The sequence below is a fragment of the Aeromonas sp. FDAARGOS 1405 genome (assembly GCF_019048265.1).
Lineage (GTDB): Bacteria > Pseudomonadota > Gammaproteobacteria > Enterobacterales > Aeromonadaceae > Aeromonas > Aeromonas veronii_A.
Window position 1 is genome coordinate 805764 of the sequence record NZ_CP077311.1, and the last position, 25464, is coordinate 831227.

The following is a 25464-nucleotide window of genomic DNA, read 5'->3' on the forward strand; positions in this document are numbered from 1 at the left end:
AAATGAGTGAATCTAGCGCCTTTTTTTGGATGGGAATGGAGTCGGTTGTATGTGGTGTCGGATTCGCGCAGCAGCGCTGGTTGTCGGGTTGATGGGAATGCTGGGATTGCCTGCGGTCAGCGCGGCACCCAACCCTGCCAAACTGGAAGTACGCTCGAGCAGCGCCCTGGTCGTGGATGTAAAAACGGGCAAGACGCTCTACCAGAAGAATGCCACCAAGGTACGTCCTATCGCCTCCCTCACCAAGCTGATGACAGCGCTGGTGGTGCTGGATGCCAAACAGAATCTCAACCAGACCATCACGGTCGACAAGAACGATCTGGATCGGGTCAAACACACACACTCCCGCATCCGCATGGGCACCAAGGTGACCCGCCGCGACGCCCTGCATCTGGCATTGATGTCCTCCGAAAACCGGATGGCCTCGGCACTGGCGCGTCACTATCCGGGCGGTCGCAGTGCCTTCGTGCGGGCCATGAACAACAAGGCCAGACAATTGGGAATGCGTAATACCCACTTCTACGACTCCACCGGCCTCTCCACCCGCAACGTCTCTACCGCCCAGGATCTGGGCAAGCTGGCTGCCGCCGCCTATCGTCAGCCGCTGATCCGTCAGTTCACTCAGGATGAGAACCGGGAGATGCGCTTCAGCGCCCCCGCCTACAGCCTGATGTTCAACAACACCAACCCGCTGGTGAAAAACCCGGATTGGGACGTACGCCTCTCCAAGACCGGCTTCACTGACGAAGCGGGGCGCTGTCTGGTGATGCGCGCCAAACCGGACAGCCGCGAGCTGGCCATCGTGCTGCTCAACTCGGTGGGCAAACGCACCCCTATCGGCGATGCCAACCGCATTCGCAAATGGCTGAAAAGCTGAGTAAAGCTCTCAATACCAAAGGATGCTGCGGCATCCTTTTTTATTGCCCGCAGAACGCCTCAGCAGGCCTTGCAGGATGTTGATAGCCAAACCCTGAGTGATGATCTGCGCAGCATCTGCCGTTGCAACAGCAGACATACAAGGCGCCTATAGATGAGGCAAAGGGTGGTGAGGCGGGGCAACGATCAGAAGAGCTATGCGCAATCACAGACAGGGGAAGAAATAAGGACAAGAACAGCCAGGTAAACGGGCGATCCACCCGCAACAGCGCACGGGGATCCGCACCAAAAAGTTAAATATCGCCCATAAAAAAACAGCCCCGACCGAAGTCGAGGCTGTCTGTATGGTGCGCCCGAGAGGATTCGAACCTCTGACCACCTGGTTCGTAGCCAGGTACTCTATCCAGCTGAGCTACGGGCGCTCATAAACTTTTGGTATTGCTTGAAATATGGTGCGCCCGAGAGGATTCGAACCTCTGACCACCTGGTTCGTAGCCAGGTACTCTATCCAGCTGAGCTACGGGCGCTCATAAACTTTTGGTATTGCTTGAAATATGGTGCGCCCGAGAGGATTCGAACCTCTGACCACCTGGTTCGTAGCCAGGTACTCTATCCAGCTGAGCTACGGGCGCTCATAAATCGTTGTGTCGTTTTAAATGGTGCGCCCGAGAGGATTCGAACCTCTGACCACCTGGTTCGTAGCCAGGTACTCTATCCAGCTGAGCTACGGGCGCCCTGTTTTAAAACGATAAAAAAAGCTTACTTATCAGTAAGCCTTTTCCAAAGTGTCGACTTGCTGATGGTCAACACATGACTCTTGCTTGAGTCGTAATATGGTGCGCCCGAGAGGATTCGAACCTCTGACCACCTGGTTCGTAGCCAGGTACTCTATCCAGCTGAGCTACGGGCGCAAATGGCGGAGAAGGGGGGATTCGAACCCCCGATGCGGGTATAAGCCGCATACTCCCTTAGCAGGGGAGCGCCTTCAGCCTCTCGGCCACCTCTCCGTTTGCGGGGCTGATAATACTTCACAGGGATTTTTAGTCAAACACTTTTTTGGAGAAAAAAGTGCGTTCGCTCAGCATTTGGTCAAAGCGTGGAATATTCAAACAATATCGGCACTTATCCCGCAGTTTCGCGCCCTGCAGGGCAATTTCAGGGGGCCGGAAAAACAAAAGGCGACACATGAGGTGTCGCCTTGTCACAGCCATGAAAGTGGCTTAGAAGCCCGGTTGGCCCGGAACTTTCTCGGCCTGGATGCGCTGGTAGATCTCTTCGCGGTGTACGGAGACCTCTTTCGGCGCGTTAACACCGATACGGACCTGGTTGCCTTTAACGCCCAGTACGGTGACAGTCACTTCATCACCAATCATCAGGGTTTCCCCAACACGACGAGTCAAAATAAGCATTCGCTTGCTCCTGTATCCTGTTTTGTTTTTATATCGATATGCGACATTATCTAACAAAGATACCGATATGGTAAATGGTTGAAACTAAATCAATCAGAGATTGTTAGCCCAAGGGCTGCTCCTGCGGTGCCTGATCCAACCCGAAAGCCGCGTGCAGGGCGCGCACTGCCAGCTCCAGATACTTCTCGTCAATGACCACAGAGATTTTGATTTCAGAGGTCGAGATCAACTGCATGTTGATCCCCTCCTCGCCCAATACCTTGAACATGGTGCGCGCAACACCGGGATGGTTCCACATGCCGACACCGACAATGGAAACCTTGGCAATTTCGCCATTTCCCTGCACGCAGGAGGCGCCAAGTTCGGTGGCGGTCTCCTCCAGCAGTGCCCGGGCGCGGCGATAGTCATCACGATTCACCGTGAAGGTGAAGTCGGCGGTGCCATCTCCCAGGGTGTTCTGCACAATCATGTCGACATCAATGTTGGCGTCACTGATCGGATTCAGGATCTGCGCGGCAACAGTTGGTCTGTCCGGCACGCCCAGAATGGTCAGGCTGGCCTCGTTGCGGTTAAAAGCGATCCCGGATACCAGGGGAGCTTCCATCCTATCACCTCCATATGTGATTAAGGTTCCCTCTCCATCGATAAAGCTCGACAGCACCCGCAGCGGGACGCGGTACTTGCCCGCAAACTCCACCGAGCGGATCTGCAACACCTTGGCGCCGAGACTGGCCATCTCCAGCATCTCCTCGAAGGTGATGGTGTCGAGACGACGCGCCTTGGGCTCGATGCGCGGATCCGTGGTGTATACCCCATCCACATCGGTAAAGATCTGGCACTCATCGGCCTTGATGGCCGCCGCCACGGCAACCGCCGTGGTATCCGAACCGCCGCGGCCCAAGGTTGTGATGGCGTTATGCTCGTCACGGCCCTGGAAACCGGCGATCACCACCACCTTGCCCGCAGCCAGTTCGGCATGAACCAGCTCGGTGTCGATGTGGGTGATGCGTGCCTTGCCATAGGCGGAATCGGTATGAATCCGCACCTGATCACCGGTCATTGAGACCGCGGGACAACCGCGTTTGTTCAACGCGATCGCCAGCAGCGCTATGGTGACCTGCTCACCGGTGGAGACCAGTACATCCATCTCCCGCCGGTTGGCATCAGGATCCAGTTGCTGGGCCATGCCCAGCAACCGGTTGGTTTCGCCCGACATGGCGGAGACAACCACCACCACGTCGTGTCCCTGGGCGCGGGTCTGCTCGACCCGCTCAGCTACCGCCTCGATCCGCTCCAGTGTGCCGACCGAGGTGCCGCCGTACTTCTGTACATAGAGTGCCACAGATCACCTCGCCCGATTACAGGCGCTCTTCCAGCCAGGAGTGAACGGATTGCAGCGCTGCCGGCACCGCCTCAGGCTGGGTACCACCCGCCTGTGCCATGTCCGGACGGCCACCGCCCTTGCCACCCACCTGCTGGGCAACCAGATTGACCAGTTCACCGGCCTTGACCTTGCCGGTCAGGTCGTTGGTGACACCGGCGATCAGGTTGACCTTGCCGTCGGCACAGGTGGCCAGCAGCACGACACCGGACTTCATCTGGTTCTTCAGTTCGTCCAGCATGCCGCGCAAGGATTTCGGATCGGCCCCTTCCAGCGCTGCAACCAGCACCTTCTGACCGTTGATCTCGATCACCTGACCCAGCAGATCGTTACCAGCCTGAGCGGCCAGCTTGGCCTTAAGCTGCTCCAGCTCGCGCTCCATCATCTTGGCCTTGTCCAGCATCTGGCGAACCTTGTCGGCGATGCAGAACTGGTCACCTTTCACCAGTGCAGCGGCCTCTTCGATCTGCTCGCCAACCTGATGCATGAAGTCGATGGCCGCTTTGCCGGTCACCGCTTCGATACGGCGCACGCCAGCAGCGATACCGCTCTCGGCGATGATCTTGAAGAAGCCGATATCACCGGTGCGCTTGGCGTGAGTACCGCCGCACAGCTCGGTGGAGTAGTCGCCCATGCGCACAACACGCACGTCGTCTTCATATTTTTCACCAAACAGCGCCATGGCACCGGCGGACTTGGCCGCTTCCAGATCCATCAGCTGGGTGGTGATTTCGTGGTTGGCGCGGATCTGGTTGTTTACCAGCTCCTCGACCCGGCGAATGGTCGCCATGGTCAGCCCCTCGAAGTGGGAGAAGTCGAAACGCATGCGCTCGGCTCCAACCAGAGAACCTTTCTGGGTGACGTGCTCGCCCAGAGCCTGACGCAGAGCTGCGTGCAGCAGGTGAGTCACTGAGTGGTTCAGGGCGATGGCCTGACGACGGTCAGCGTCTACCACGGCCTCAACCTCGGCCCCTTTCTCCAGGGTGCCCAACTCCATATAACCCTTGTGGATGATCGCCTTGCCCGCTTTCAGGGTGTCGGTCACGGCAAAGATGCCGTCGTCCACTTTCAGGGTACCGCTGTCGCCAATCTGGCCGCCGGACTCGGCGTAGAAGGGGGTCTCTTCCAGCACGATGACTGCTTCGTCACCGGCGATCAGACCGCTCACCTCTTCCACACCCTTGTAGATGCCGACCACGCGAGTGCGCTCGCTCAGGGTCTTGTAACCGGTGAAGGGGGTCTCGAAGTCGAGCTTGAGCATCTCGTTGTAGTTCACGCCGAAGCTGGAGGCCTCTTTGGCACGAGCACGCTGCTTCTCCATCTCGGCCTTGAAGCCCTCTTCGTCGATGCCGATCTCGCGCTCGCGCACCACGTCGGCAGTCAGGTCGGCCGGGAAGCCGTAAGTGTCATAGAGCTTGAACACCACTTCGCCCGGAATAACCTTGGCATCGCCCAAGTTGGCCAGAGCGTCTTCCAGCAGCAGCAGACCGCGATCCAGCGTGCGGACGAACTGCTCCTCTTCGATGCGCAGCACGCGCTCGACCAGCGGCAGCTGGGCGATCAGCTCGGCAGCGACATCCTTCATCTGCACCGCCAGCTCGGCAGCCAGTTTGTAGAAGAAGACATCGGTCGCGCCCAGCTTGCGACCGTGACGCACGGCGCGGCGGATGATGCGACGCAGCACATAGCCACGACCTTCGTTGGACGGCATCACGCCATCTGCCACCAGGAAGGCGCAGGAGCGGATGTGGTCAGCGATGACGCGCAGAGACTGGTTGCTCAGGTCGGTGGTGCCGACAATCTCGGCCGCTTTCTTGATCAGCGCCTGGAAGATGTCGATTTCGTAGTTGGAGTGGACACCCTGCATGATGGCGGAGATACGCTCCAGACCCATGCCGGTATCCACGGACGGACGCGGCAGCGGCTCCATGGTGCCGTCAGCCTGACGGTTGAACTGCATGAAGACCACGTTCCAGATCTCGATGAAACGGTCGCCATCCTCTTCCGGTGAGCCGGGACGGCCACCCCAGATGTGATCGCCGTGGTCATAGAAGATCTCGGTGCAGGGACCGCACGGGCCGGTATCGCCCATCGCCCAGAAGTTGTCGGAAGCGTAAGGGGCACCCTTGTTGTCACCGATGCGCACGATGCGATCGGCCGGGACACCGACCTCTTTTTCCCAGATATCGAAAGCCTCATCGTCAGTCGCGTAGACGGTCACCAGCAGGCGCTCTTTCGGCAGCTGCAGCACCTCGGTCAGGAAGCCCCATGCAAACTTGATGGCATCCTGCTTGAAGTAGTCACCGAAGCTGAAGTTGCCCAGCATTTCGAAGAAGGTGTGGTGACGAGCGGTATAGCCGACGTTTTCCAGATCGTTGTGCTTACCACCGGCACGCACGCAACGCTGGGAAGTCGTCGCGCGATTGTAGGCACGCTTGTCTGCGCCAAGGAACACGTCCTTGAACTGGTTCATACCCGCGTTGGTAAACAACAGGGTCGGGTCGTTATGCGGTACCAGCGAGCTGGAGGAGACAACCTGGTGCCCCTGGGAACGGAAATACTCGAGAAACGCAGCGCGAATCTCTGACGTGGACATATACATGGAAAATCCTGCTTGATTCGAATACGGACTTTTAACCGCATTAATGTAAGTTTTCTGCGGGGTAAAGTAAAACAGACAGGGCCGCCACGGGCGAAAAAGCGCACATAAGCGGGCCAGATAAGAGCGCCGCTGCCCACAGTGGCTTTTTTCACTGTCGAGAGGCAAAAAAGCAGCGCATAAAGAGGGATGAGATGAACAAAAGGCCGCTTTTTCGGGATTGTGCGCGCAAGCTACTGAGCGAGCAGGAAAAACCTGCCACAAGGAGAGGTGAAACGACGTTTGCCACGCAGTGGCGTTACTCCTCCCGCTCCTGCAGGGCCGAGATGGCATAACGGGCCTGATCCTGGGTAAAGCCGCGCCCCAGCAGGTACTTGAGCCACTTCATCCGCAGCTTGAAATCCGCCAGATCGGCCACTCGGGCGCGCCGTTCGAGCAGGGCAAACGCCAGTTCGAACCAGTCCAGCTCCGGCTGATCGAATGCGGCATCAATCTGCATATCGTCGAGCCCCTTGCGGCGCAGATCGAAGCGGATCTTGATGGGGCCATGGCCCTTGGCGGCACCGGCCCGTACAGCCATACCGCCGTAACGTTCGTCATTGACCCAGTTGTAACCGCGGCAGTAGTCGACCACCGCCTCGATCACCTCTTCATTGAAGCCCTGCTGGCGCAGCCGGTTAGCCAGCTCGGACTCGGCACTCTCGCGGCGGGCCAGACTGCGCATGGCAAAGGCGCGGGCGGCGGTAAGCTGCTCTGCAAAGGTCGGTTCGGCAGGCTCGACCGGTTCGGTAACGGATTCATCAACCATAAATAACAAGGCCGGGTATCTACCCGGCCTTCCTTTGTTCCTTACTCGAACTCTTGTTCGCTTTCGGCATCGAACTCGTCTGCCTCAACCGGAGCAGCCTTGTCATCGACTGGCACGGCACCGGAGAGCAGCAGCTCGCGCAGGCGGGCTTCCACTTCGCCAGCCATCACCTTGTTCTCGGCGAACAGCTTCATGACGTTGGCCTTACCCTGACCGATCTTCTCGCCATTGTAGCTGTACCAGGCACCCGCCTTGTCGATCAGCTTGTGCTTGACGCCGAGATCCACCAGCTCGCCCTCTTTGGAGATACCGGCACCGTAGAAGATCTGGAATTCAGCCTGCTTGAAGGGCGGGGCCACCTTGTTCTTGACCACTTTGACGCGAGTCTCGTTACCGACCACTTCGTCGCCTTCCTTGATGGCGCCGATACGACGGATATCCAGACGCACGGAGGCGTAGAACTTGAGCGCGTTACCACCTGTGGTGGTTTCCGGGCTACCGAACATGACGCCGATCTTCATCCGGATCTGGTTGATGAAGATGCACAGGCAGTTGGCGTTCTTGATGTTGGCGGTCAGTTTGCGCAGCGCCTGGGACATCAGACGGGCCTGCAGGCCAACGTGGGAGTCACCCATCTCCCCTTCGATTTCCGCTTTCGGGGTCAGGGCCGCCACGGAATCGACGATGATGACGTCAACGGCGTTGGAGCGAACCAGCATGTCGCAGATTTCCAGCGCCTGTTCACCGGTATCCGGCTGGGAGATCAGCAGGTCGTCGACGTTGACGCCCAACTTGGCAGCATAGATAGGGTCGAGGGCGTGTTCCGCATCGACGAAGGCACAGGTTTTGCCCTTCTTCTGGGCTTCCGCGATCACCTGCAGGGTGAGGGTGGTTTTACCGGAAGATTCCGGGCCGTAGATTTCGACGATACGGCCACACGGCAGACCGCCAATGCCCAACGCCACGTCCAGCGAGAGGGAACCGGTAGAGATGGCTTCGATATCCATGGTCTTGCTGTCGCCCAGACGCATGATGGAACCTTTGCCGAACTGCTTTTCAATCTGACCCAGCGCAGCCGCCAGTGCCTTCTGTTTGTTCTGATCCATGCCAATCTCCGCTGGAAATCGTGAGTAAGAAGTGAAGTTGGGCTAAGTATACTGTCTATTCATACAGTATCAAGCCCAATTTATCTGAGCAGGGCCAACAGACCCGACAAGGCCTGTCTCACCGCCTGCTGGCGCACCTGCCGGCGATCCCCGTCGAAGCGGGCGAGCAGGGAGTGGTGACGGCCATTGCTGTCGGCCCAGGCGAACCAGACGGTGCCGACCGGCTTGCCCTCGGTAGCGCCGCCGGGGCCGGCGATGCCACTGATAGCAACGCTGATGGAGGCAGACGAGTGGGCCAGCGCACCACGAGCCATCTCCAGCACCACGGCTTCGCTCACCGCGCCGTGCTGTTCAAGGCTATCGCTGCTCACCCCCAACATCTGCTGCTTGGCTTCGTTGGTGTAAGTAACAAATCCGCGATCAAACCAGCCTGAGCTGCCCGCGATGTCGGTGATGGCCGTTGCCACCCCGCCGCCGGTACAGGATTCGGCGGTCGCCGCCAGCCAGCCCCGTTGACCAAGGGCCCGCCCCAGCTCGATGGCGAGGTGCTCTATCTCTGCGTCCAGTTTCATCACAGCTCCTTCTGATTCGTGGAAAGGGCACATTATGCGATCCCGCCACAGCCCCTCGCAACTGAGCTGATTGTCACAAGGCTGATGACTCGCATCAGCCAAATGGTGGTGTGAGCCAACCTCCCCCGGCGCGGCGCTTATGTGTAGAATGGCGCCATCAAGCTCAAGGCTCATCACCGCAGACACTGGCCCGCAGAGGCCCCTTCTGGAACAGAACATGACCGCACAACACCAAGCCAGCGGCGCCACAAGCTCCGCTCCCGGCGCCAATCTGAGCGCCCACACGCCCATGATGCAGCAGTACCTTGGCCTCAAGGCCGAGAACCCGGAGATCCTGCTGTTCTACCGGATGGGCGACTTCTACGAGCTGTTCTATGACGATGCCCGCAAGGCCTCCCAACTGCTCGACATCTCCCTGACCAAGCGCGGCCAGTCGGCTGGCAGCCCCATCCCGATGGCGGGGGTGCCCTATCACGCCATCGAGGGGTATCTGGCCAAGCTGGTACAGCTCGGCGAGTCGGCCGCCATCTGCGAGCAGGTGGGGGATCCCGCCACCAGCAAGGGGCCGGTGGAGCGCAAGGTCATCCGCATCATCACCCCGGGCACCGTCTCCGACGAGGCGCTGCTCAGCGAGCGGCAGGACAACCTGATCGCCGCCGTCTACCACGATGGCCGCCGCTTCGGCTATGGCACCATGGACATCGGCTCCGGCCGCTTCTTCATCAACCAGTTCGAGAAAGAAGAAACCTTGCTGGCTGAGCTGCAGCGCACCAATCCGGCCGAACTGCTCTACCCGGAATCGTTCGAATTCCTGCACCATATCGAGGGTCGCCGCGGCCTGCGTCGCCGCCCGGAGTGGGAGTTTGAGCTGGGCACAGCCCGCAAGCTGCTCTGCCAGCAGTTCGGCACCCAGGATCTGGTGGGATTTGGCGTCGACAAGAGCGAGACCGCCCTGTGCGCCGCCGGTTGTCTGATGCAGTACGTCAAAGATACCCAGCGCACCGCCCTGCCCCACATCCGCAACGTTCGCCTCGAGCAGCCGGATCACGCGGTCATCATGGATGCCGCCACCCGCCGCAATCTGGAGCTTACCCAGAACCTGGCCGGTGGCTATGAAAATACCCTGGCCGAGGTGCTGGATCGCACTGCCACCCCCATGGGCAGCCGCCTGCTCAAGCGCTGGATCCACCAGCCGATCCGCGATCGGGTGATCCTCAAAGGTCGCCAGAGCACCATCAAGGAGCTGATCGAGCAGAACCTCTACGACGAGTTGGGCAACCTGCTGCGTCAGGTAGGTGATGTGGAGCGGGTGCTGGCCCGTCTCGCCCTGCGCTCGGCCCGCCCGCGCGACCTCACCCGCCTGCGTCAGGCCTTCGCCCAGTTGCCCGAGTTGCAACGCCTGCTGGCGGACAACGAGCACGAAGCGGTGCAACAGCTGGCCGAGCGGGCCAGCACCTTCCCCGAGCTGCTCGACCTGCTGGAGCGTGCGGTGATGGAGGTGCCGCCGGTGCTGATCCGCGATGGTGGCGTCATCCGTGACGGCTTCAATCAGGAGCTGGACGAGCTGCGGGATCTCGCCAACGGCGCCACCGCCAGCCTCGCCCGCATCGAGGAGCGGGAAAAACTGCTGACCGGCATCAACACCCTCAAGGTGGGTTACAACAAGGTGCACGGCTTCTATATAGAGGTGAGCCGCGCCAACAGCCATCTGGTGCCGGCCCACTACATCCGCCGTCAAACCCTCAAGAACAACGAACGCTACATCATCGATGAGCTGAAGAAGTACGAGGACAAGGTACTCACCGCCCAGTCCCAGGCACTGGCGCTGGAGAAACGCCTCTACGAAGAGCTGCTCGATGCCCTGCTGCCCCACCTCGGCGATCTGCAGGATTCCGCCGCCGCACTGGCGGAGCTGGACGTGCTGGCCAACCTGGCCGAGCGGGCCGAGACCCTCGACTACCGCTGCCCAACCCTCATCGACGAAGATCAGATCATCATCGAAGCGGGCCGCCATCCGGTGGTGGAGCAGGTGATGACAGATCCCTTTATCGCCAACCCTATCCGGCTGGAGCGGGAGCGGCGGATGCTGATCATCACGGGTCCCAACATGGGCGGTAAATCCACCTATATGCGCCAGACCGCGCTGATCGTGCTGCTGGCCCATATCGGCGCCTTCGTGCCGGCCGACAGCGCCCGCATCGGCCCCATCGACCGCATCTTCACCCGCATCGGGGCATCAGACGATCTCGCCTCCGGCCGCTCCACCTTTATGGTGGAGATGACCGAGACCGCCAATATCCTCAACAACGCCACCGCCCGCAGTCTGGTGCTGATGGACGAGATTGGCCGCGGCACCAGCACCTACGACGGCCTCTCGCTGGCGTGGGCCTGTGCCGAGCAGCTGGCGAGCAAGATTGGCGCCTACACCCTGTTCGCCACCCACTACTTCGAGCTGACCCGCTTGCCCGAGCTGATGAGCGGGCTGGCCAACGTCCACCTCGATGCGGTGGAGCACGGCGACACCATCGCCTTTATGCACGCAGTGCAGGAAGGGGCGGCCAGCCGCTCCTACGGCCTGCAAGTGGCGGCGTTGGCTGGGGTGCCGAAATCGGTGATCCAGCAGGCACGTCACAAACTGCACGAGCTGGAGAGCGCCACTCCGGCCGCCGCCGGTGAAAGCCGCCCGGCTCCGGTGACCCTCGCCCCGCAGCCTCATCCGGTGGTGGAAGAGCTGGAAGCAATGCGCCCGGACGAGCTCACCCCCCGTCAGGCGCTGGATCTGCTCTATCGCCTCAAACAGATGCTGTGAACAACCGCTTCGGCTCAGGTATGAAACAACCGGCCTCACGCTGTTATCATCAACAAAAGAGCCGCCCATCGGGCGGCTCTTTGCATCGTCTTTTTATAGAACCGTCAATCTATACTGGGCGCTGCCGCGATATGGGTCGCCTCTGACTGGTGGTCACCCTCCTTGATCCAGGCATCCAGCAAGGTATAAGCCACAGCCAGCACCACGGGGCCGATAAACAGACCGATGATCCCCATCGCCAGCAGGCCGCCGATAACCCCCACCAGAATGAGAATGAGGGGCAGATTGGCACCGCGTTTGATCAGGAAGGGACGCAGGAAGTTGTCCATTGTGCCGGCGATCAGCGACCAGACCAGCAGGAAGGTGCCCCAGGTAGTATCACCGCTCCAGTAGAGATAACCGACACAGGAGATCAGCACCGGAAAGGGACCTATCTGGGCGACGATGAGCAGGAACATTACCACCACCAGAACCATGGTGTAGGGGATGCCAGCGATCCACAGCCCCACCCCGGCCACCGAGGATTGCACCAGCGCAGTAACCACCACCCCCATGGCCACGGCGCGGATCGCCTGGGAAGCCAGCACGGTCGCATTGTCACCGCGATCCCCGGCCAGCCGGTGGGCAAAGCGGCGAATGCCGGTCGCCACCACTTCACCGGAGTGATAGAGCAGACCACAGATACCGACCGTCAGCAGGAAGTGGACCAGCAGCATGCCCAGATTACCGGCCTGAGCAGCCAGCCAGCGCGCCGTCTGACCGAAGTAGGGCGCCAGCTTGGCAAACAGCACCTGACCACCGCTCGCCAGAATTTGCTGCCAGAAGTCATAGAGCTTGCCGCCCACCAGCGGGATCTGCTGCAACCAGAGCAGCTCGGGCGGAGGCGACTGGCTGATATTGGTCCCCAGTTCGATCAGCATGGGGGCTTTCTCCGCCACATTGGCCAGTGTCATAAAGAGCGGAATGACAAACATCAGCAATAGCACCAGGCTCATAAAGAGAGCGGCCAGCGCACGCTTGCCCCACAGCAACCGCTGCACCATCAACATCAGTGGCCAGGTAGCGATGGTGATCATGGTGGCCCACACCAGTGCGGGCAGGAAGGGGCGCAGCACCATAAAGCAGGAGATGATCAGGAGGCTGAGAAACAGCACCCCCAAGGTTATCTTGGCCAAATCCACTTTTTTCATATTCATAGAGTTCCCCTTGCAGGGCGTCCGCCCCTGGGTCGTGAGTCTTGTTTCAAGAGAGAGAGTATCCACCAGAGGCCGACGCTCAACCAGAGCCCCAGCCCGAAAAAGAGCACAAACTGTCCAAGCAGTATGATCAACGAGCTACTGGTCAGCAGCGGCAACAGCCACAGGCCGGCACCGATCAGCAAGCAGCCCGCCAGCACAACGCCCCCTGTAAGCAGCGGGGGATAACCAGCTCGAACGAGGGCCGCATTTCCCCCGAGCCAGAGGCCCAGCGCTACCAGCCCGATACCGGTCAGATGGGCCGATTGGGTCAGTCCCCCGAGCGCCAGCGCCGCGGCAATCAGCAGCAACCAGCCTGCCACAAGCCCATCCGTACGCCAGCAGGGACGAGCAGCCAGCAGTATGGCGCCCATCAGCAGCCCCGCCACTACGTCAGAGATAAAGTGTGCCCCAAGCCAGACCCGCGCCAGACCGGTGGTAAGGGCCAGCAGCAGCGCCAGCGAGTAGGCCTGTCCGCGCCGGGCAGGCCAGAGCCAGCCAAGCAGCGCGCCCCAGAACAGCAGGGCCGATGCGGTGTGACCGCTCGGCATGCCAAAGCCCTGGGCACTGTGAGTCGCCAGTTCAGGTTGCAGATGGAAGGGACGCGGCCAGCCGATCCCCTCCTTGCTCGCCTGCACCAGCAAGCCGAGCCAGAGCATGGCGAACAGCAGCTGGCGCAGTCGCGGCCACCCCAGCAGCGGGAGCAGCAAAGGTATCAGGGCAAGCTGAAAGCCGCCTGAACCAAACAGATTGCTGACCGACAGCCACCAGACATCGGGCCCCAGCCACTGTTGCAGCCGCAGCATCAGCGGGATCTCGGCCTGATGCAGCGCATTGCCCTGCGCCACAAAATCGGCCTGCCAGCGCACCTCGCTCTCGGGCACCTTATCCAGTCGGGATTGCAGCCAGTCGAGCTGCTCCGGGAAGCGGCGCTGTGCGCGGGGGAGCTTGTCCACCGCGATCAAGCGGGCGTTGAGGATCTCGCCACCCAGATTGGGGGCCTGCAGCAGCGAGACAAAATCGGAATCTTGCTGGGCGACGATAGGCTCAAGAGTGCGACAGGCAAAGACCTGCGCTTTCTGCCAGCGGCCAAGATCCGCGACGACTTCGCCGCGCAGACCGGTCTCTTCATACAGCTCGCGCAGCGCCGCCTGCTCGGGGCTCTCGCCGCCATCGATATAGCCACCGCTCAGGCTGTAGCGGGAGGAGATGCGATCCTGCACCAGCAGCAGTTGATCCTGATGGCGGATGGCGCAGGCGGCTGCCGTTGGGCCAGCCGGTTCGGCACTCAGGGCTGGCAGAGCGGCAAACAACGCCAGCAACAGTAAAAAGAGGGTTCTCGACATCAATTTGCTTTCCCTATGCACAATGGCGACAAGCCTCCCAGAAATCAGATAGTTGGGCAATGCTGGCGGCCTGTTCAGCGCTGATCCGGCCATGATGGCCACACCGGGAAGATTGCGATGAGCGAGGGCACTCCCTACTATTGGCGGCTATCTTCAATGTCATGCAGCAACCGCTGGAGCCCTCCATGAGACAGTTCGGCTTTTTCCTCGGCATCGCCATCGGTGTCATCCTGATCCTGTTCGGCAGCATCGTCATCTTTCAGGCCCTGCCTGCGGCACTGGACGTACTGGAGATGCCAAGCCGCATCCCGTTCGTGCGCGAGGTCTACACCTGGCTGATGACCAGCGCCAACGGCCTCACCGCCCAGCTGGAGCAGAACTTCCTGGAAGCGTTCCAGACCGTGCTCAAGCTGATCCTGCTCATCACCTTCATGTGGGTCTGCGTCAAGCTGGTCAACATGGGGGTGCTGATTATCCGTGCCGGGGTTGACCTCATCCGCACCGCCATCGCCCACAGCGAAGGCCCCCACGACCAGAAGAAGCCGGATCAGCACGATCACTTCTGACTAAGCAGTGGTCAACGGATGTGAACGCTGCCGCCCCCAACAGGGGCGGCAGTGTTATATGCGCGGTATGGAGGCCCTTCTCAGCCCCCATGAATACCCGATAAACCAGCGCCATTCCCTTGTTAATCAGCAAACTGCCCATATGTTGCATCACCTTGACATGGTTTGTGCCCCGCACGGCGGTTGCCCGGTTTCTATCCCGCCCCCGGGCTCTGGTATAATCGACCGCCTCTTTTCCCCGTTATGGAGCCTGTTCATGGCCAATCATCCGGAAAGCGCCCTTGAGGTTCGTCTCGACAAGTGGTTGTGGGCGGCCCGTTTCTACAAGACCCGCTCGCTGGCGCGGGATCAGATTGACGGCGGCAAGGTGCACTACAATGGTCAGCGCAGCAAACCGGGCAAACAGGTGGAAGTGGGTGCGCTGATCCGCTTCTGGCAGGGGCAGGATGAGCGGGAAGTGCGGGTGCTGGCCTTGAGCGATCAGCGCAAATCGGCACCGCTCGCCCAGCAGCTCTATGAAGAGACCGCTGAAAGCTTGAAAAAACGGGCTGAAAACAGCGAGGCACGCCGCTTCAACAGCCAGTTTGCCCCAAGCCCCGAGCGCCGCCCCGACAAGCAGGAGCGGCGTCAGCTGCTCAAGGTCAAGCAGTACTGACCGACCCCGATTTGATAGCGCAGTGACGGCCACAGGCGGTCACTGCGTCCGATTTACCTCACCGAAGAACTCAGGAATATATGATGAGCAACCAAGATCTGCTGTATCGCTATCTGTTTGAAGAGTACGAAGTACGTGGCGAGCTGGTCCAGCTGGATCACACCTACCGCCACGTGGTGGAAGCCCAGAACTACCCGGTGCAGGTGCAAAAGCTGCTGGGCGAGCTGCTGGTCGCCACCAGCCTGCTGACCGCTACCCTCAAGTTTGAAGGCTCCATCACCGTTCAGCTGCAGGGCGATGGCCCGGTGCGTCTGGCCGTGATCAACGGTGACAACAACCAGCAGTTGCGCGGCGTGGCACGCTATGAGGGCGAGCTGCCGAGCGACGACAAACTGCAGAGCCTGATCGGCAACGGCCAGCTGGTCATCACCATCACCCCGGAACAGGGCGAACGCTATCAGGGCATCATCGCGCTGGACGCCGACACCCTGGCTGGCTGTCTGGAGCACTACTTCGCCCAGTCCGAACAGCTGGCGACCAAGCTGTGGATCCGTACCGGTTACCATGAAGGGCAACCCCGCGCCGCCGGCATCATGCTGCAGGAACTGCCAGCCCAGAGCGAGGATCACAGCGACGACTTCGAGCACCTGACCCAGCTCACCAGCACCATCAAGGATGAAGAGCTGTTTGGTCTGGAAGCCGAAGAGATCCTCTACCGTCTCTACCATCAGGACAAGGTGCGGGTGTTCGATCCGCAGGCGGTCGAGTTCCGCTGCACCTGCTCCCGCGAGCGCTGCGAAGGGGCCCTGCTGCAGATAGAAAAGGAAGAGGTGATGGATATGGTGCAGGAGCTCGGCAAGATCGACATGCACTGTGATTATTGCGGCGCCCAGTACCAATTTAATGGGATCGATGTCGAAACCCTGTTCAGCAGGGCTCCCGGCAATGATGCAAACAAGTTACACTAATTAAAGGCGGGCAAAACCCGCCTTTAACTTTAATAACAAAAAAATACCCTATTTTATAAAGTTTGATGGCGATCGCTAAACTCTACCACCTAAGTGATAGGATGAACGTCAGATAGAACCCTACAAACCTCTGAACCCAGGAGAATACAATGACAATCGTGGCAGAACCCACCCTGGCCCAACAATTAGGACTGGACCAGTACGGCATCAAAAACAGCCAGGAAATCGTTCGCAACCCCTCTTACGAGCAGCTTTTCGCTGAAGAGACTCGCCCTGACCTGGAAGGGTTCGAGCGCGGCGTCGTCACCGAACTGGGCGCCGTCAACGTCAACACCGGTATCTTTACCGGCCGCTCTCCGAAAGATAAATATATCGTCAAAGATGCCACTACCCAGGATACTGTGTGGTGGTCTGACCAGGGTAAAAACGATAACAAAGCGATTACCCCCGAAGTGTGGTCACATCTGAAAGGGCTGGTCACCAAACAGCTCTCCGGCAAGCGCCTGTTTGTGGTAGACGGCTTCTGCGGTGCCAACCCGGACACCCGCCTGGCCGTGCGCATCATCACCGAGGTGGCCTGGCAGGCACACTTCGTGAAAAACATGTTCATCCGCCCGAGCGAGGAAGAGCTGAAAACCTTCAAGCCTGACTTCGTGGTGATGAACGGTGCCAAGTGCACTAACCCGAACTGGAAGGAGCAGGGTCTCAACTCCGAGAACTTTGTTGCCTTCAACATGACCGAGAAGATGCAGCTCATCGGTGGCACCTGGTACGGTGGCGAGATGAAGAAGGGCATGTTCTCCATGATGAACTACTTCCTGCCCCTGCGCGGCATTGCCTCCATGCACTGCTCCGCCAACGTGGGTCAGGACGGTGACGTAGCCATCTTCTTCGGCCTCTCCGGCACCGGCAAGACCACCCTATCCACCGATCCGAAGCGCCAGCTGATCGGCGATGACGAGCACGGCTGGGATGACCACGGCGTGTTCAACTTCGAAGGGGGCTGCTACGCCAAGACCATCAAGCTCTCCGAAGAGGCCGAGCCGGATATCTACCACGCCATCCGCCGCGATGCGCTGCTGGAGAACGTGACCGTTGCTGCCGATGGCACCATCGACTTCGATGATGGCTCCAAGACCGAGAACACCCGCGTTTCCTACCCCATCTATCACATCGACAACATCGTCAAGCCGGTCTCCAAGGCTGGTCACGCCACCAAGGTGATCTTCCTGACTGCCGACGCCTTCGGCGTGCTGCCCCCGGTCTCCAAGCTGACCAAGGAGCAGACCAAGTACCACTTCCTGTCTGGCTTCACCGCCAAACTGGCCGGTACCGAGCGCGGCATCACAGAGCCGACCCCGACCTTCTCCTCCTGCTTCGGCGCAGCCTTCCTCTCCCTGCATCCGACCAAGTACGGTCAGGAGCTGGTAAAACGGATGGAAGCGGCAGGTGCAGAGGCCTATCTGGTCAACACCGGCTGGAACGGCACCGGCAAGCGCATCTCCATCAAGGATACCCGCGCCATCATCGACGCCATCCTGGATGGCTCCATCGAGAAGGCCGAGACCAAGGTGCTGCCAATCTTCAATCTGGAGATCCCGACCGCGCTGCACGATGTGAACCCGGCGATCCTCGACCCGCGCGACACTTACGCCGACAAGGCCGAGTGGGATGCCAAGGCCGTCGATCTGGCAGGGCGCTTCATCAAGAACTTCGAGCGCTTCACCGATAACGACGAAGGCAAACGTCTGGTTGCGGCAGGCCCGCAGCTGTAACAGGCTCGCTTCGTATCAGTGACACCATGCCGGTCAGCCACGCTGACCGGCATTTTTGTTTTTGTGGAGCCCCGAACGCCGCCATCGTCCCCGTTAAGGGGGCCAAAACCTTGCCTTTGCCTATTGTGACAGGTTAGATTCAGCCAAACTTTATACAATATACAATTCTGTAACGCCCAATCGTGACCCGACCATGACCCCACCCTACAAGACCCGAACCCAGATGGTGATGGAAAACCTCCGTGGCCGGATCCTCCGTGGGGAGTTCCCAGCTGGCGCCCCCTTGCGTCAGGATGCCATTGCCAAAGAGCTGGCCGTGAGCCGCATCCCGGTGCGCGAAGCCCTGATGCAACTGGAAGCGCAGGGGCTGGTCAAGTTCGAAGCCCATCGCGGCGCCGTGGTCACCATGCTGGACGCCTCGGCCATTGAAGAGCTCTTTTATTTGCGAGCGCTGCTGGAAGCCGATACCCTGTTTCACGCCGTCGACAAGATGACGGAAGCCACCTTCGCGCAAGCGGAGGCGATCCTCGCCCAATTTGATCACGCCCTGGAGTCAGGCACCCAGATCGAACATTGGGCCGAGTTGAATCACAGCTTTCACGCCACCCTCTATCAGGCTGCCGGTCGCCCCCAGGCACTTGACCTGATCGCCCAGATCAATCTGAGCTGTGACCGCTATGTCCGCTTCGAGCTGCTCTTTGCCCAGGGCGGTGTAGACAAGGCGGAACGTGAACACGCCCAATTGCTGGAACTGTGCCGCACCCGGCGCAAGCACGAGGCGGTGGTACTACTCAGGCAGCATATCGAGGCGGCGGGCCAGTCGATCAAACAGATCCTGGCCAGCGGCCATAAAAACTGAACACTCATATAGCAACCATCTGGCACTAACGACATGAATAATTTCGAGATAATTGAAACCCGCGTCGCCCAAGTCAGGGCCGAGCTGGCCATGCAGGAGTTGGACGCCTTTATCGTCCCCCACGATGATGAGCACCTCGGCGAGTACATTCCCGCTTGTGCCGAGCGGCTTGACTGGATCACCGGGTTCAATGGCTCTGCCGGCGTTGCCATCATCATGGCCCAGCGTGCCGCCCTCTTTGTCGATGGTCGCTATACGGTACAGGCCCGCATGCAGGCGCCGTCCGAACTGTTCGAGTTGCTCCACCTCATCGAAAATCCCCACGTGCAGTGGCTGGCCGAGCAGCTGCCGTCAGGCTCCCGGGTTGGCTTCGATGCCCGTCTGCACAGTCTGACCTGGTACAAGAACGCCAAGGCAGTGCTGGCCGAGCGCGGTATCGAGCTGGTGCGAGTCGAGCAGAACCCCATCGACCTGAACTGGAGCGATCGCCCCGAGCCCCCCAAGGCACCGGTCATCCTCTACAGCGAGGAGCTTGCGGGCCAGTCCAGCCAGGCCAAACGTGAAATGCTGGCCAGTGATCTGCGCAAGCGCGGGCTGGATGCCGTGCTGCTGACCCAGGCCGAGCCCATCAACTGGCTGCTCAACCTGCGTGGCCGCGACATCGAGCGGCTGCCGGTGGTGCTCGGTTTTGCCGTGCTCTACGCCAACACCACCATGGATTTCTTCGTCGATACCGACAAGATCGACTGCTTCGCCTTCAGTCAACACGTGGGCCAGGATGTCTCCGTCTATCCTGTCGACAAGCTGGAAGATGTGCTGCAACGCATCGGTGAAGATCAGCAAAAGGTGCTGGCCGATCCGGACAGCGCCAACGCCTGGACCCAGCTCATCATGGAAGAGGCGGGTGCCATTCTGGTGGCAGGCCAGGATCCAACCATGCTGCCGAAAGCGTGCAAAAACGAGATCGAGCTGACCGGCATGCGCGCCGCCCACCTGCGCGATGGCGTGGCTATGACCCGCTTCCTCGCCTGGCTGGATCGGCTGATCGCCTCCGGCGAATTCGAGGGAGTGGATGAAGGCACCCTGGCCGATCAGGTGGAAGCGTTCCGCCGCGAGCAGGAACACTACGTCGAGCCGAGCTTCGACACCATCTCGGCACTCGGCCCCAACGCCGCCATGTGCCACTACCGCCATACCAATGGCACCCCGCGCCCCTTCGGCCAGGACAGCCTCTATCTGCTGGACTCCGGCGCCCAGTATCTGGATGGCACCACCGACATCACCCGCACCATCAAGGTGGGTGAGGTGACCGATGAGCAGAAGGCGATGTTTACCCGGGTGCTGCAGGGACATATTGCGCTGGATCAGGCCCGCTTCCCGCGCGGCACCGCCGGTATCCAGCTCGACGTGCTGGCCCGCATGCCGCTGTGGCAAGCCGGTTACAACTACGACCACGGCACCGGCCACGGCGTCGGCCACTTCCTGAGCGTCCACGAAGGGCCCCAGCGCATCGCCCCGAAAGGGAGCATGGTCGCCCTGCAGCCGGGCATGGTGCTCTCCAACGAGCCGGGCTACTACCGCGAAGATGGCTTCGGCATCCGCTGTGAAAACCTGGTGGTGGTGACCGAGCTGGAGCAGATCGGCGAGCTGCCGATGTTGGGCTTCGAGCGCCTGACCTATGTTCCGTTCGATACCCGCCTGATCGATCGCAGCCTGCTGAGCCCGGCCGAGTTCCGCTGGATCAATGAATACCACGCCGAAGTGTTCCGCCGTCTGAGCCCGCTGCTCGAAGGCGATGATCTCGCTTGGCTGGAGCAGGCAACCAGCCTCATCTGATGACACAGGGCCTGCGGGCCCTGTTTTTTATCCCCCATTTGACCTGTATCAACACTCCAAGCGAGCAGGTCAGGAGAATGGCGGCCATGAAAAGTTATCATGCCAGCCCAGCCCGGGGCCCACACGCCGCAGCCAGCAAAAAGGCGAGTGACCACCCCAGACTCATGCGCGAGCAGCAGACGGTCAGCGCCATGATCCGCCTCTACTGCCAGCACCATCATCAGGATCCCCACTGCCGTCACTGTCGCCAGTTGCGGGATTTCGCCCATCAGCGCCTGCGTCGCTGCCGTTATGGCCACGGCCACAAACCCACCTGCGCCAACTGCAATATCCACTGCTACGCCCCGGCGATGCGCAAACAGATCCAGCAGGTGATGAAGTGGAGCGGCCCGCGCATGTTGCTGCGCCACCCCTGGCTCACCCTTCGCCACCTGCTCGACGGCTTTCGCAAGGCTCCCAAACTGCCCCACAGCAGACCGCTGCCGCCATAACCGCCAATCCCTTGCATCCGGCAGGGGATGACCACTACCCTATGACTCCTTTTCTGCCGTTGGCCCCAAGGTCAGCGGCATTGCCGATCCGTTTTCTGCCGATGGAGTCCTGATGCACCACAACCCGCCCCTGCTACGCACCGCCACCCACAATGACATGCACGCCATCTGGCAGATCGATGCCAAGGTGTTTGGCGAAGATGTCTATCCCGCCTTCTTCTTCCGTCAGGCGATGGATTTGTGGCCCGAGTTGTTGCTGGTGGCCGAATACGAGGGGCAACTGGTGGGTTATGTGCTGGGTGGCTTTGGTCAGGAGCGGTCGCAAGGCTGGGTGCTCTCGCTGGCGGTGCTGCCCGAGGCGCGCGGTTTCGGCCTCGCGGAGCGGATGATGCGCCAGATGGAGGCCAACCAGCAGGCGCTGCAGATAAGCGAACTGCGGCTCACGGTCGATCCGGCCAATCCGGCCCAGCGCCTCTACTACCGTCTTGGCTATCAACTGGTTGAAGAGGTCGCCGACTACTTCGGCCCCGGCGAGGATCGGCTTGTGCTGGTTAAAACCCTCTCCGGTACAGCTGCGATTCAAGGATAAAACCGGTTACAGAACGCATAATTGGTTACATTTTGCCGATTTCATGTCCCGCTTGCTTGGAGTAAAGTTCAATTCATCAAACTGATTGTTTGAATTCTATTCAGCCTTGGAGGCCCATCATGTTGAAACGTATGACCCTTATTGCCCTGCTGGCCGCCACTACCGTCACCGGTTGCGCCAACAGCGATGTCTACTCTGGCGATGTCTACACCAAAGACCGTGCCAAACAGGTACAAACCGTAAGCTATGGCACCATCATCTCCACCCGCCCGGTGAAGATCCAGGCCGATGAAAACTCCCTGCTCGGCACTATTGGCGGCGCCGTGGTCGGCGGCCTGCTGGGCAGCACCATAGGCGGCGGCACCGGCCGTGATATCGCCACAGCAGGTGGTGCCATTGCCGGCGCGGCAGCCGGCAAGGCCGCTGGCGACAAACTCAACCAGGTCGACGGGGTCGAGCTGGAGATCAAGAAAGAGAACGGCGAAGCCATCGTGGTGGTGCAGAAAGCCAGCCCCACCTTCGTGCCGGGCGCGCGGGTACGCATGACCCAGGGCAATGGCAGCATCAACGTGGCCGTCGTGAATTAAGGGTGTGAACTCAGGCTTTGCAGCTTTAGAGTCATAAAAAAACCGCCGGTTCCGGCGGTTTTTTGTTGTCTGACGTTCTGGATTACATGCTGTAAGCCTTCTCGCCGTGGGAGGTGACATCCAGCCCTTCCCGCTCGGCATCGCCATTGACCCTCAGCCCGATCAGCATATCGACCGCCTTGAAGGCAATCGCCGCCACGGCACCGGACCAGAGCAGGGTGACACCGACCCCGATAGCCTGGATCTTCACCTGAGTCAGGATGGAGTACCCCTCGGCAACCTGATTGGTAACATAGTCCCACACCCCGGTGCCGCCCAGATCCGGGCTGGCAAAGACGCCGGTCAGCAGGGCGCCGAGAATGCCGCACACCCCGTGTACGCCAAACACGTCCAGGCTGTCATCGGCCCCCAGCAGACGCTTGAGACCGTGGACGCCCCACAGACCGGCCACACCACTGACAAGACCCATCACTAGCGCGCCACCAACACCGACAAACCCGGCCGCCGGGGTGATCATCACCAGACCGGACACCGCTCCGGACGCCGCACCCAGCAGGGAGGGACGCCCCTTCATCACCCACTCGGCCAGCGTCCATGACAGAGCTGCCGCAGCCGGCGCCACCCAGGTGTTGATAAAGGCGAGCGCAGCCACCCCGTTGGCTTCCAGCGCGGAGCCCGCGTTGAAACCGAACCAGCCGAACCAGAGCAGGGAGGCACCGATCATGGTCATGGTCAGGCTGTGGGGGGTCATGGGATCACGACCGTAGCCCAGACGCTTGCCCACCAGATAGGCACCCACCAGACCCGCCACAGCGGCGTTGATGTGCACCACGGTGCCGCCTGCAAAGTCCAGCGCACCATGCTGGAACAGATACCCGGCAGTTGCGGTCGCGGTTGCTGCGGCTTCGGCGCTGGTATAGGCATCCGGACCCGCCCAATACCACACCATATGAGCCAGCGGGATATAGGCGAAGGTGAACCAGATCACCGAGAAGAGCAGCACGGCGGCAAACTTGATGCGCTCGGCAAACGCCCCCACGATAAGGCCGCAGGTGATGGCGGCAAAGGCCCCCTGGAACACCACATAGATCAGCTCGCTGATCCCGACACCCTTGCTGAAGGTGGCGGCGATGGAGTCAGGGGTCACCCCCTTGAGCAGCACCTTGCTGAAGGAGCCGTAGAAATTGCCCCCCTCGGTAAAGGCCAGTGAATAACCGTAAATTACCCAGAGCACGCAGATAAGGCAGAACAGGGTAAAGACCTGCATCAGCACGCTCAGCATATTCTTGGCCCGCACCAGACCACCGTAGAAGAGGGCCAGACCGGGGATCGACATCAGGATCACCAGGGCCGCCGAGAGCAGCATCCAGGTGTTGTCACCCTTGTTGATTGTCATGGCGGCAACCGGTGCCACCGCCGCCTGTACCTGAGCGACCTCTTCGGCCCAACTTGGGGTAACCAGCAAGGCAGGCAACATCGTCAGACCCGCCATCATCCATTTTTTGACCATAGAGCACTCTCCTTCCCTGTCGTACCGGTACAAGACCGGCTCCGTTTCCCTGATTGAATCTGTGGCGAACCGCAAGGTGTTGCTGCAACCCGCCAGAATCACACCCGCGCCCGGCACGGGGATGCCTCTTGCCACTTCCTCATCACTGCGTCTGCCGCCGATGACCGCAAGAGACCGTCTGACATGTAAAAAGCATAAAGTGGGCCATAATTTTAAATCCTTAAAAATCATTAAATTAACTATCTCAGCCATCGTTAACGCACCAAAATGGCGCACGCTCTGCGCTAACCGGTACTGAACCGCCCTGTCACAGGGCAGGGCATGGCCGGCGCACCACAAATGCGCAAATCCTGAACCAGCCCACAAGCTGAAGCCCTCGATATCGCGCGCTGCGGGCCAACTCGTTTACACTGGCAGACCAGCCGTTTCTGTTATCCGACTACGGCATACCATTACGCAGCGCCTTGTTTGCAACGTGATGGCGGGCACAATCCGAGGAACACCATGCAGTTTGATCGTCTCGATATCAGCCTCTCCCACTACCATCAGCTCGATCGGGAGCATCGTTCCCACATCTTGTTGCTGGGGGGATTGATGCTGGCCATCATGACCCTTCATCTGTTGCTGCTGCCCCACTTCCCCTACGAGCGCTTTTACGCCGTCAGCTTTGGCTTCGAGGTGATCAACTGGCTCACCATGCTGTTCCTGTTCTGGGTGGTGCAGTGCGCCCACCTGCCCACCCACACCTACCGCATGCTCTCCTGCGGTCTGATGCTGTGGATCATGGGGGCCACCGCCGACATCATGGATGAGCTGGTGGCGCAGCCGCTCTGGCTCGCCATCTATGCCGAGGATCTGCTGCGCTCCAGCGGCATCCTGCTCAGCAGCATCGGCATCCTGAGCACCATGCACCACCTCTTTCATATCAATACCCGGCTCAGAGAGCAGGCGCTGTTTGACGATCTGACCAAGCTGCCAAACCGGCGCTACTTTCATCAGCAGCTGTTTCTGGAGCAAGGGGTTTGCCATGCCCTCATCCTGCTGGACCTGGATCACTTCAAGCGGATCAATGACAACTACGGCCACGATATCGGGGATCGGGTGTTGCAGCAGTTTGGCGAGCTGTTGCAACAGCACTGCCCACCGGGTGCGCTGGCGGCCCGTGTCGGTGGTGAAGAGTTTGCCCTGCTGCTGCCCGTCGCTCACGAAGCCGATTTGCAGCAACTGACCAACACCCTGCTCACTGCGACCCGCACCATAGCCCCCGACCCGACCCATACCATGACGGTCAGTCTGGGGATGGGGATCCGCGAGCCCGGGGAGCCGGCCGTCTCGCTGTTCAAACGGGTGGATCAGGCGCTTTATGGCGCCAAGGAGGCGGGTAGAAACTGCGCGGTATGGGCGACGCCGACTAATAAAGAGGCGTGAAGAGCTGCCGGTTGATTGCCGGTCACTGCGGAACATTGCTGCTGAAACAGGGGCCCAGG

22 protein-coding genes and 6 tRNA genes are annotated in these 25464 nt (G+C 60.2%); 12 read left to right on the forward strand and 16 right to left on the reverse strand.

Annotated features, from left to right (window positions below; genetic code table 11):
• Positions 1–49: 49 nt before the first annotated feature.
• Positions 50–877, forward strand: coding sequence for a D-alanyl-D-alanine endopeptidase (gene pbpG / locus I6L35_RS03835; protein ID WP_005348750.1), 828 nt, complete (start codon positions 50–52; stop codon positions 875–877).
• 9 nt (positions 878–886) lie between these two features.
• Here pbpG and I6L35_RS21235 read toward each other — a convergent pair whose 3' ends face one another.
• The 13 genes from I6L35_RS21235 to pncC all read right to left on the reverse strand — a co-directional run bounded on the left by I6L35_RS21235 (position 887) and on the right by pncC (position 8751).
• Complete coding sequence (locus I6L35_RS21235; RefSeq protein ID WP_302056540.1) at positions 887–1015, reverse strand: hypothetical protein; 129 nt, start codon at positions 1013–1015, stop codon at positions 887–889.
• A 206-nt stretch (positions 1016–1221) separates the two neighbouring features.
• A tRNA-Arg gene (locus I6L35_RS03840) sits at positions 1222–1298 on the reverse strand.
• A 28-nt stretch (positions 1299–1326) separates the two neighbouring features.
• Positions 1327–1403, reverse strand: a tRNA-Arg gene (locus I6L35_RS03845).
• 28 nt (positions 1404–1431) lie between these two features.
• Positions 1432–1508, reverse strand: a tRNA-Arg gene (locus tag I6L35_RS03850).
• Between the two features lie 25 nt (positions 1509–1533).
• Positions 1534–1610, reverse strand: a tRNA-Arg gene (locus I6L35_RS03855).
• Between the two features lie 100 nt (positions 1611–1710).
• Positions 1711–1787: transfer RNA gene (locus I6L35_RS03860), tRNA-Arg, on the reverse strand.
• 3 nt (positions 1788–1790) lie between these two features.
• Positions 1791–1883, reverse strand: a tRNA-Ser gene (locus tag I6L35_RS03865).
• Positions 1884–2096: 213 nt separating this feature from the next.
• Positions 2097–2285: a carbon storage regulator CsrA gene (csrA, locus tag I6L35_RS03870; RefSeq protein WP_005336053.1), complete on the reverse strand. Its 189-nt coding sequence runs from the start codon at positions 2283–2285 to the stop codon at positions 2097–2099.
• Positions 2286–2388: 103 nt separating this feature from the next.
• Positions 2389–3627 carry an aspartate kinase gene (locus I6L35_RS03875; RefSeq protein ID WP_005336054.1) on the reverse strand — a complete coding sequence of 413 codons (1239 nt, stop codon included), beginning with the start codon at positions 3625–3627 and terminating at the stop codon, positions 2389–2391.
• Between the two features lie 16 nt (positions 3628–3643).
• On the reverse strand, positions 3644–6268 hold the full coding sequence (gene alaS / locus I6L35_RS03880) for an alanine--tRNA ligase (protein WP_108570813.1): 2625 nt from the start codon (positions 6266–6268) through the stop codon (positions 3644–3646).
• Between the two features lie 295 nt (positions 6269–6563).
• Complete coding sequence (locus I6L35_RS03885) at positions 6564–7073, reverse strand: regulatory protein RecX (RefSeq protein ID WP_139742581.1); 510 nt, start codon at positions 7071–7073, stop codon at positions 6564–6566.
• 41 nt (positions 7074–7114) lie between these two features.
• Positions 7115–8179, reverse strand: coding sequence for a recombinase RecA (recA, locus tag I6L35_RS03890; protein WP_005348744.1), 1065 nt, complete (start codon positions 8177–8179; stop codon positions 7115–7117).
• Positions 8180–8259: 80 nt separating this feature from the next.
• Entirely contained in the window at positions 8260–8751 is a 492-nt protein-coding gene (gene pncC / locus I6L35_RS03895) for a nicotinamide-nucleotide amidase (protein WP_216979585.1), read from the reverse strand.
• Between the two features lie 289 nt (positions 8752–9040).
• Between pncC and mutS the strand changes: the two genes are divergently transcribed.
• Entirely contained in the window at positions 9041–11560 is a 2520-nt protein-coding gene (gene mutS / locus I6L35_RS03900; protein ID WP_216980232.1) for a DNA mismatch repair protein MutS, read from the forward strand.
• Positions 11561–11664: 104 nt separating this feature from the next.
• Here the strand turns inward: mutS and ydiK are convergent, their stop codons facing one another.
• Positions 11665–12756 carry an AI-2E family transporter YdiK gene (ydiK, locus tag I6L35_RS03905; RefSeq protein ID WP_216952793.1) on the reverse strand — a complete coding sequence of 364 codons (1092 nt, stop codon included), beginning with the start codon at positions 12754–12756 and terminating at the stop codon, positions 11665–11667.
• Complete coding sequence (locus I6L35_RS03910; protein WP_216979586.1) at positions 12753–14141, reverse strand: phosphatase PAP2 family protein; 1389 nt, start codon at positions 14139–14141, stop codon at positions 12753–12755. The genes ydiK and I6L35_RS03910 overlap by 4 nt, the downstream gene beginning before the upstream one ends.
• 185 nt (positions 14142–14326) lie before the next feature.
• Here I6L35_RS03910 and I6L35_RS03915 point away from each other — a divergent pair, with 185 nt between their 5' ends.
• The 9 genes from I6L35_RS03915 to I6L35_RS03955 all read left to right on the forward strand — a co-directional run bounded on the left by I6L35_RS03915 (position 14327) and on the right by I6L35_RS03955 (position 22467).
• Positions 14327–14707 (forward strand): hypothetical protein, encoded by a 381-nt coding sequence (locus I6L35_RS03915; RefSeq protein ID WP_005340143.1) that lies wholly within the window; start codon positions 14327–14329, stop codon positions 14705–14707.
• A gap of 256 nt (positions 14708–14963) precedes the next feature.
• Positions 14964–15362 (forward strand): ribosome-associated heat shock protein Hsp15, encoded by a 399-nt coding sequence (gene hslR, locus I6L35_RS03920; protein ID WP_216952790.1) that lies wholly within the window; start codon positions 14964–14966, stop codon positions 15360–15362.
• Positions 15363–15445: 83 nt separating this feature from the next.
• Positions 15446–16330: an Hsp33 family molecular chaperone HslO gene (hslO, locus tag I6L35_RS03925; protein ID WP_216980233.1), complete on the forward strand. Its 885-nt coding sequence runs from the start codon at positions 15446–15448 to the stop codon at positions 16328–16330.
• Positions 16331–16479: 149 nt separating this feature from the next.
• Positions 16480–18105 carry a phosphoenolpyruvate carboxykinase (ATP) gene (pckA, locus tag I6L35_RS03930; protein ID WP_216979587.1) on the forward strand — a complete coding sequence of 542 codons (1626 nt, stop codon included), beginning with the start codon at positions 16480–16482 and terminating at the stop codon, positions 18103–18105.
• Positions 18106–18298: 193 nt separating this feature from the next.
• Entirely contained in the window at positions 18299–18964 is a 666-nt protein-coding gene (locus tag I6L35_RS03935; RefSeq protein WP_216979588.1) for a GntR family transcriptional regulator, read from the forward strand.
• A 33-nt stretch (positions 18965–18997) separates the two neighbouring features.
• Positions 18998–20800 carry an aminopeptidase P family protein gene (locus tag I6L35_RS03940; RefSeq protein ID WP_216979589.1) on the forward strand — a complete coding sequence of 601 codons (1803 nt, stop codon included), beginning with the start codon at positions 18998–19000 and terminating at the stop codon, positions 20798–20800.
• An 86-nt stretch (positions 20801–20886) separates the two neighbouring features.
• Entirely contained in the window at positions 20887–21291 is a 405-nt protein-coding gene (locus I6L35_RS03945) for a nitrous oxide-stimulated promoter family protein (protein WP_216979590.1), read from the forward strand.
• Between the two features lie 112 nt (positions 21292–21403).
• Positions 21404–21880: a GNAT family N-acetyltransferase gene (locus I6L35_RS03950; protein ID WP_139405189.1), complete on the forward strand. Its 477-nt coding sequence runs from the start codon at positions 21404–21406 to the stop codon at positions 21878–21880.
• Positions 21881–21999: 119 nt separating this feature from the next.
• Positions 22000–22467 (forward strand): glycine zipper 2TM domain-containing protein, encoded by a 468-nt coding sequence (locus I6L35_RS03955; protein WP_201952827.1) that lies wholly within the window; start codon positions 22000–22002, stop codon positions 22465–22467.
• A gap of 82 nt (positions 22468–22549) precedes the next feature.
• On the opposite strand, the gene amt is transcribed toward I6L35_RS03955, so the two are convergent.
• Complete coding sequence (gene amt / locus I6L35_RS03960; RefSeq protein WP_216979591.1) at positions 22550–23977, reverse strand: ammonium transporter; 1428 nt, start codon at positions 23975–23977, stop codon at positions 22550–22552.
• Between the two features lie 504 nt (positions 23978–24481).
• On the opposite strand from amt, the gene I6L35_RS03965 reads away from it, so the two are divergent.
• On the forward strand, positions 24482–25405 hold the full coding sequence (locus I6L35_RS03965) for a GGDEF domain-containing protein (RefSeq protein WP_216979592.1): 924 nt from the start codon (positions 24482–24484) through the stop codon (positions 25403–25405).
• Positions 25406–25464: the final 59 nt, after the last annotated feature.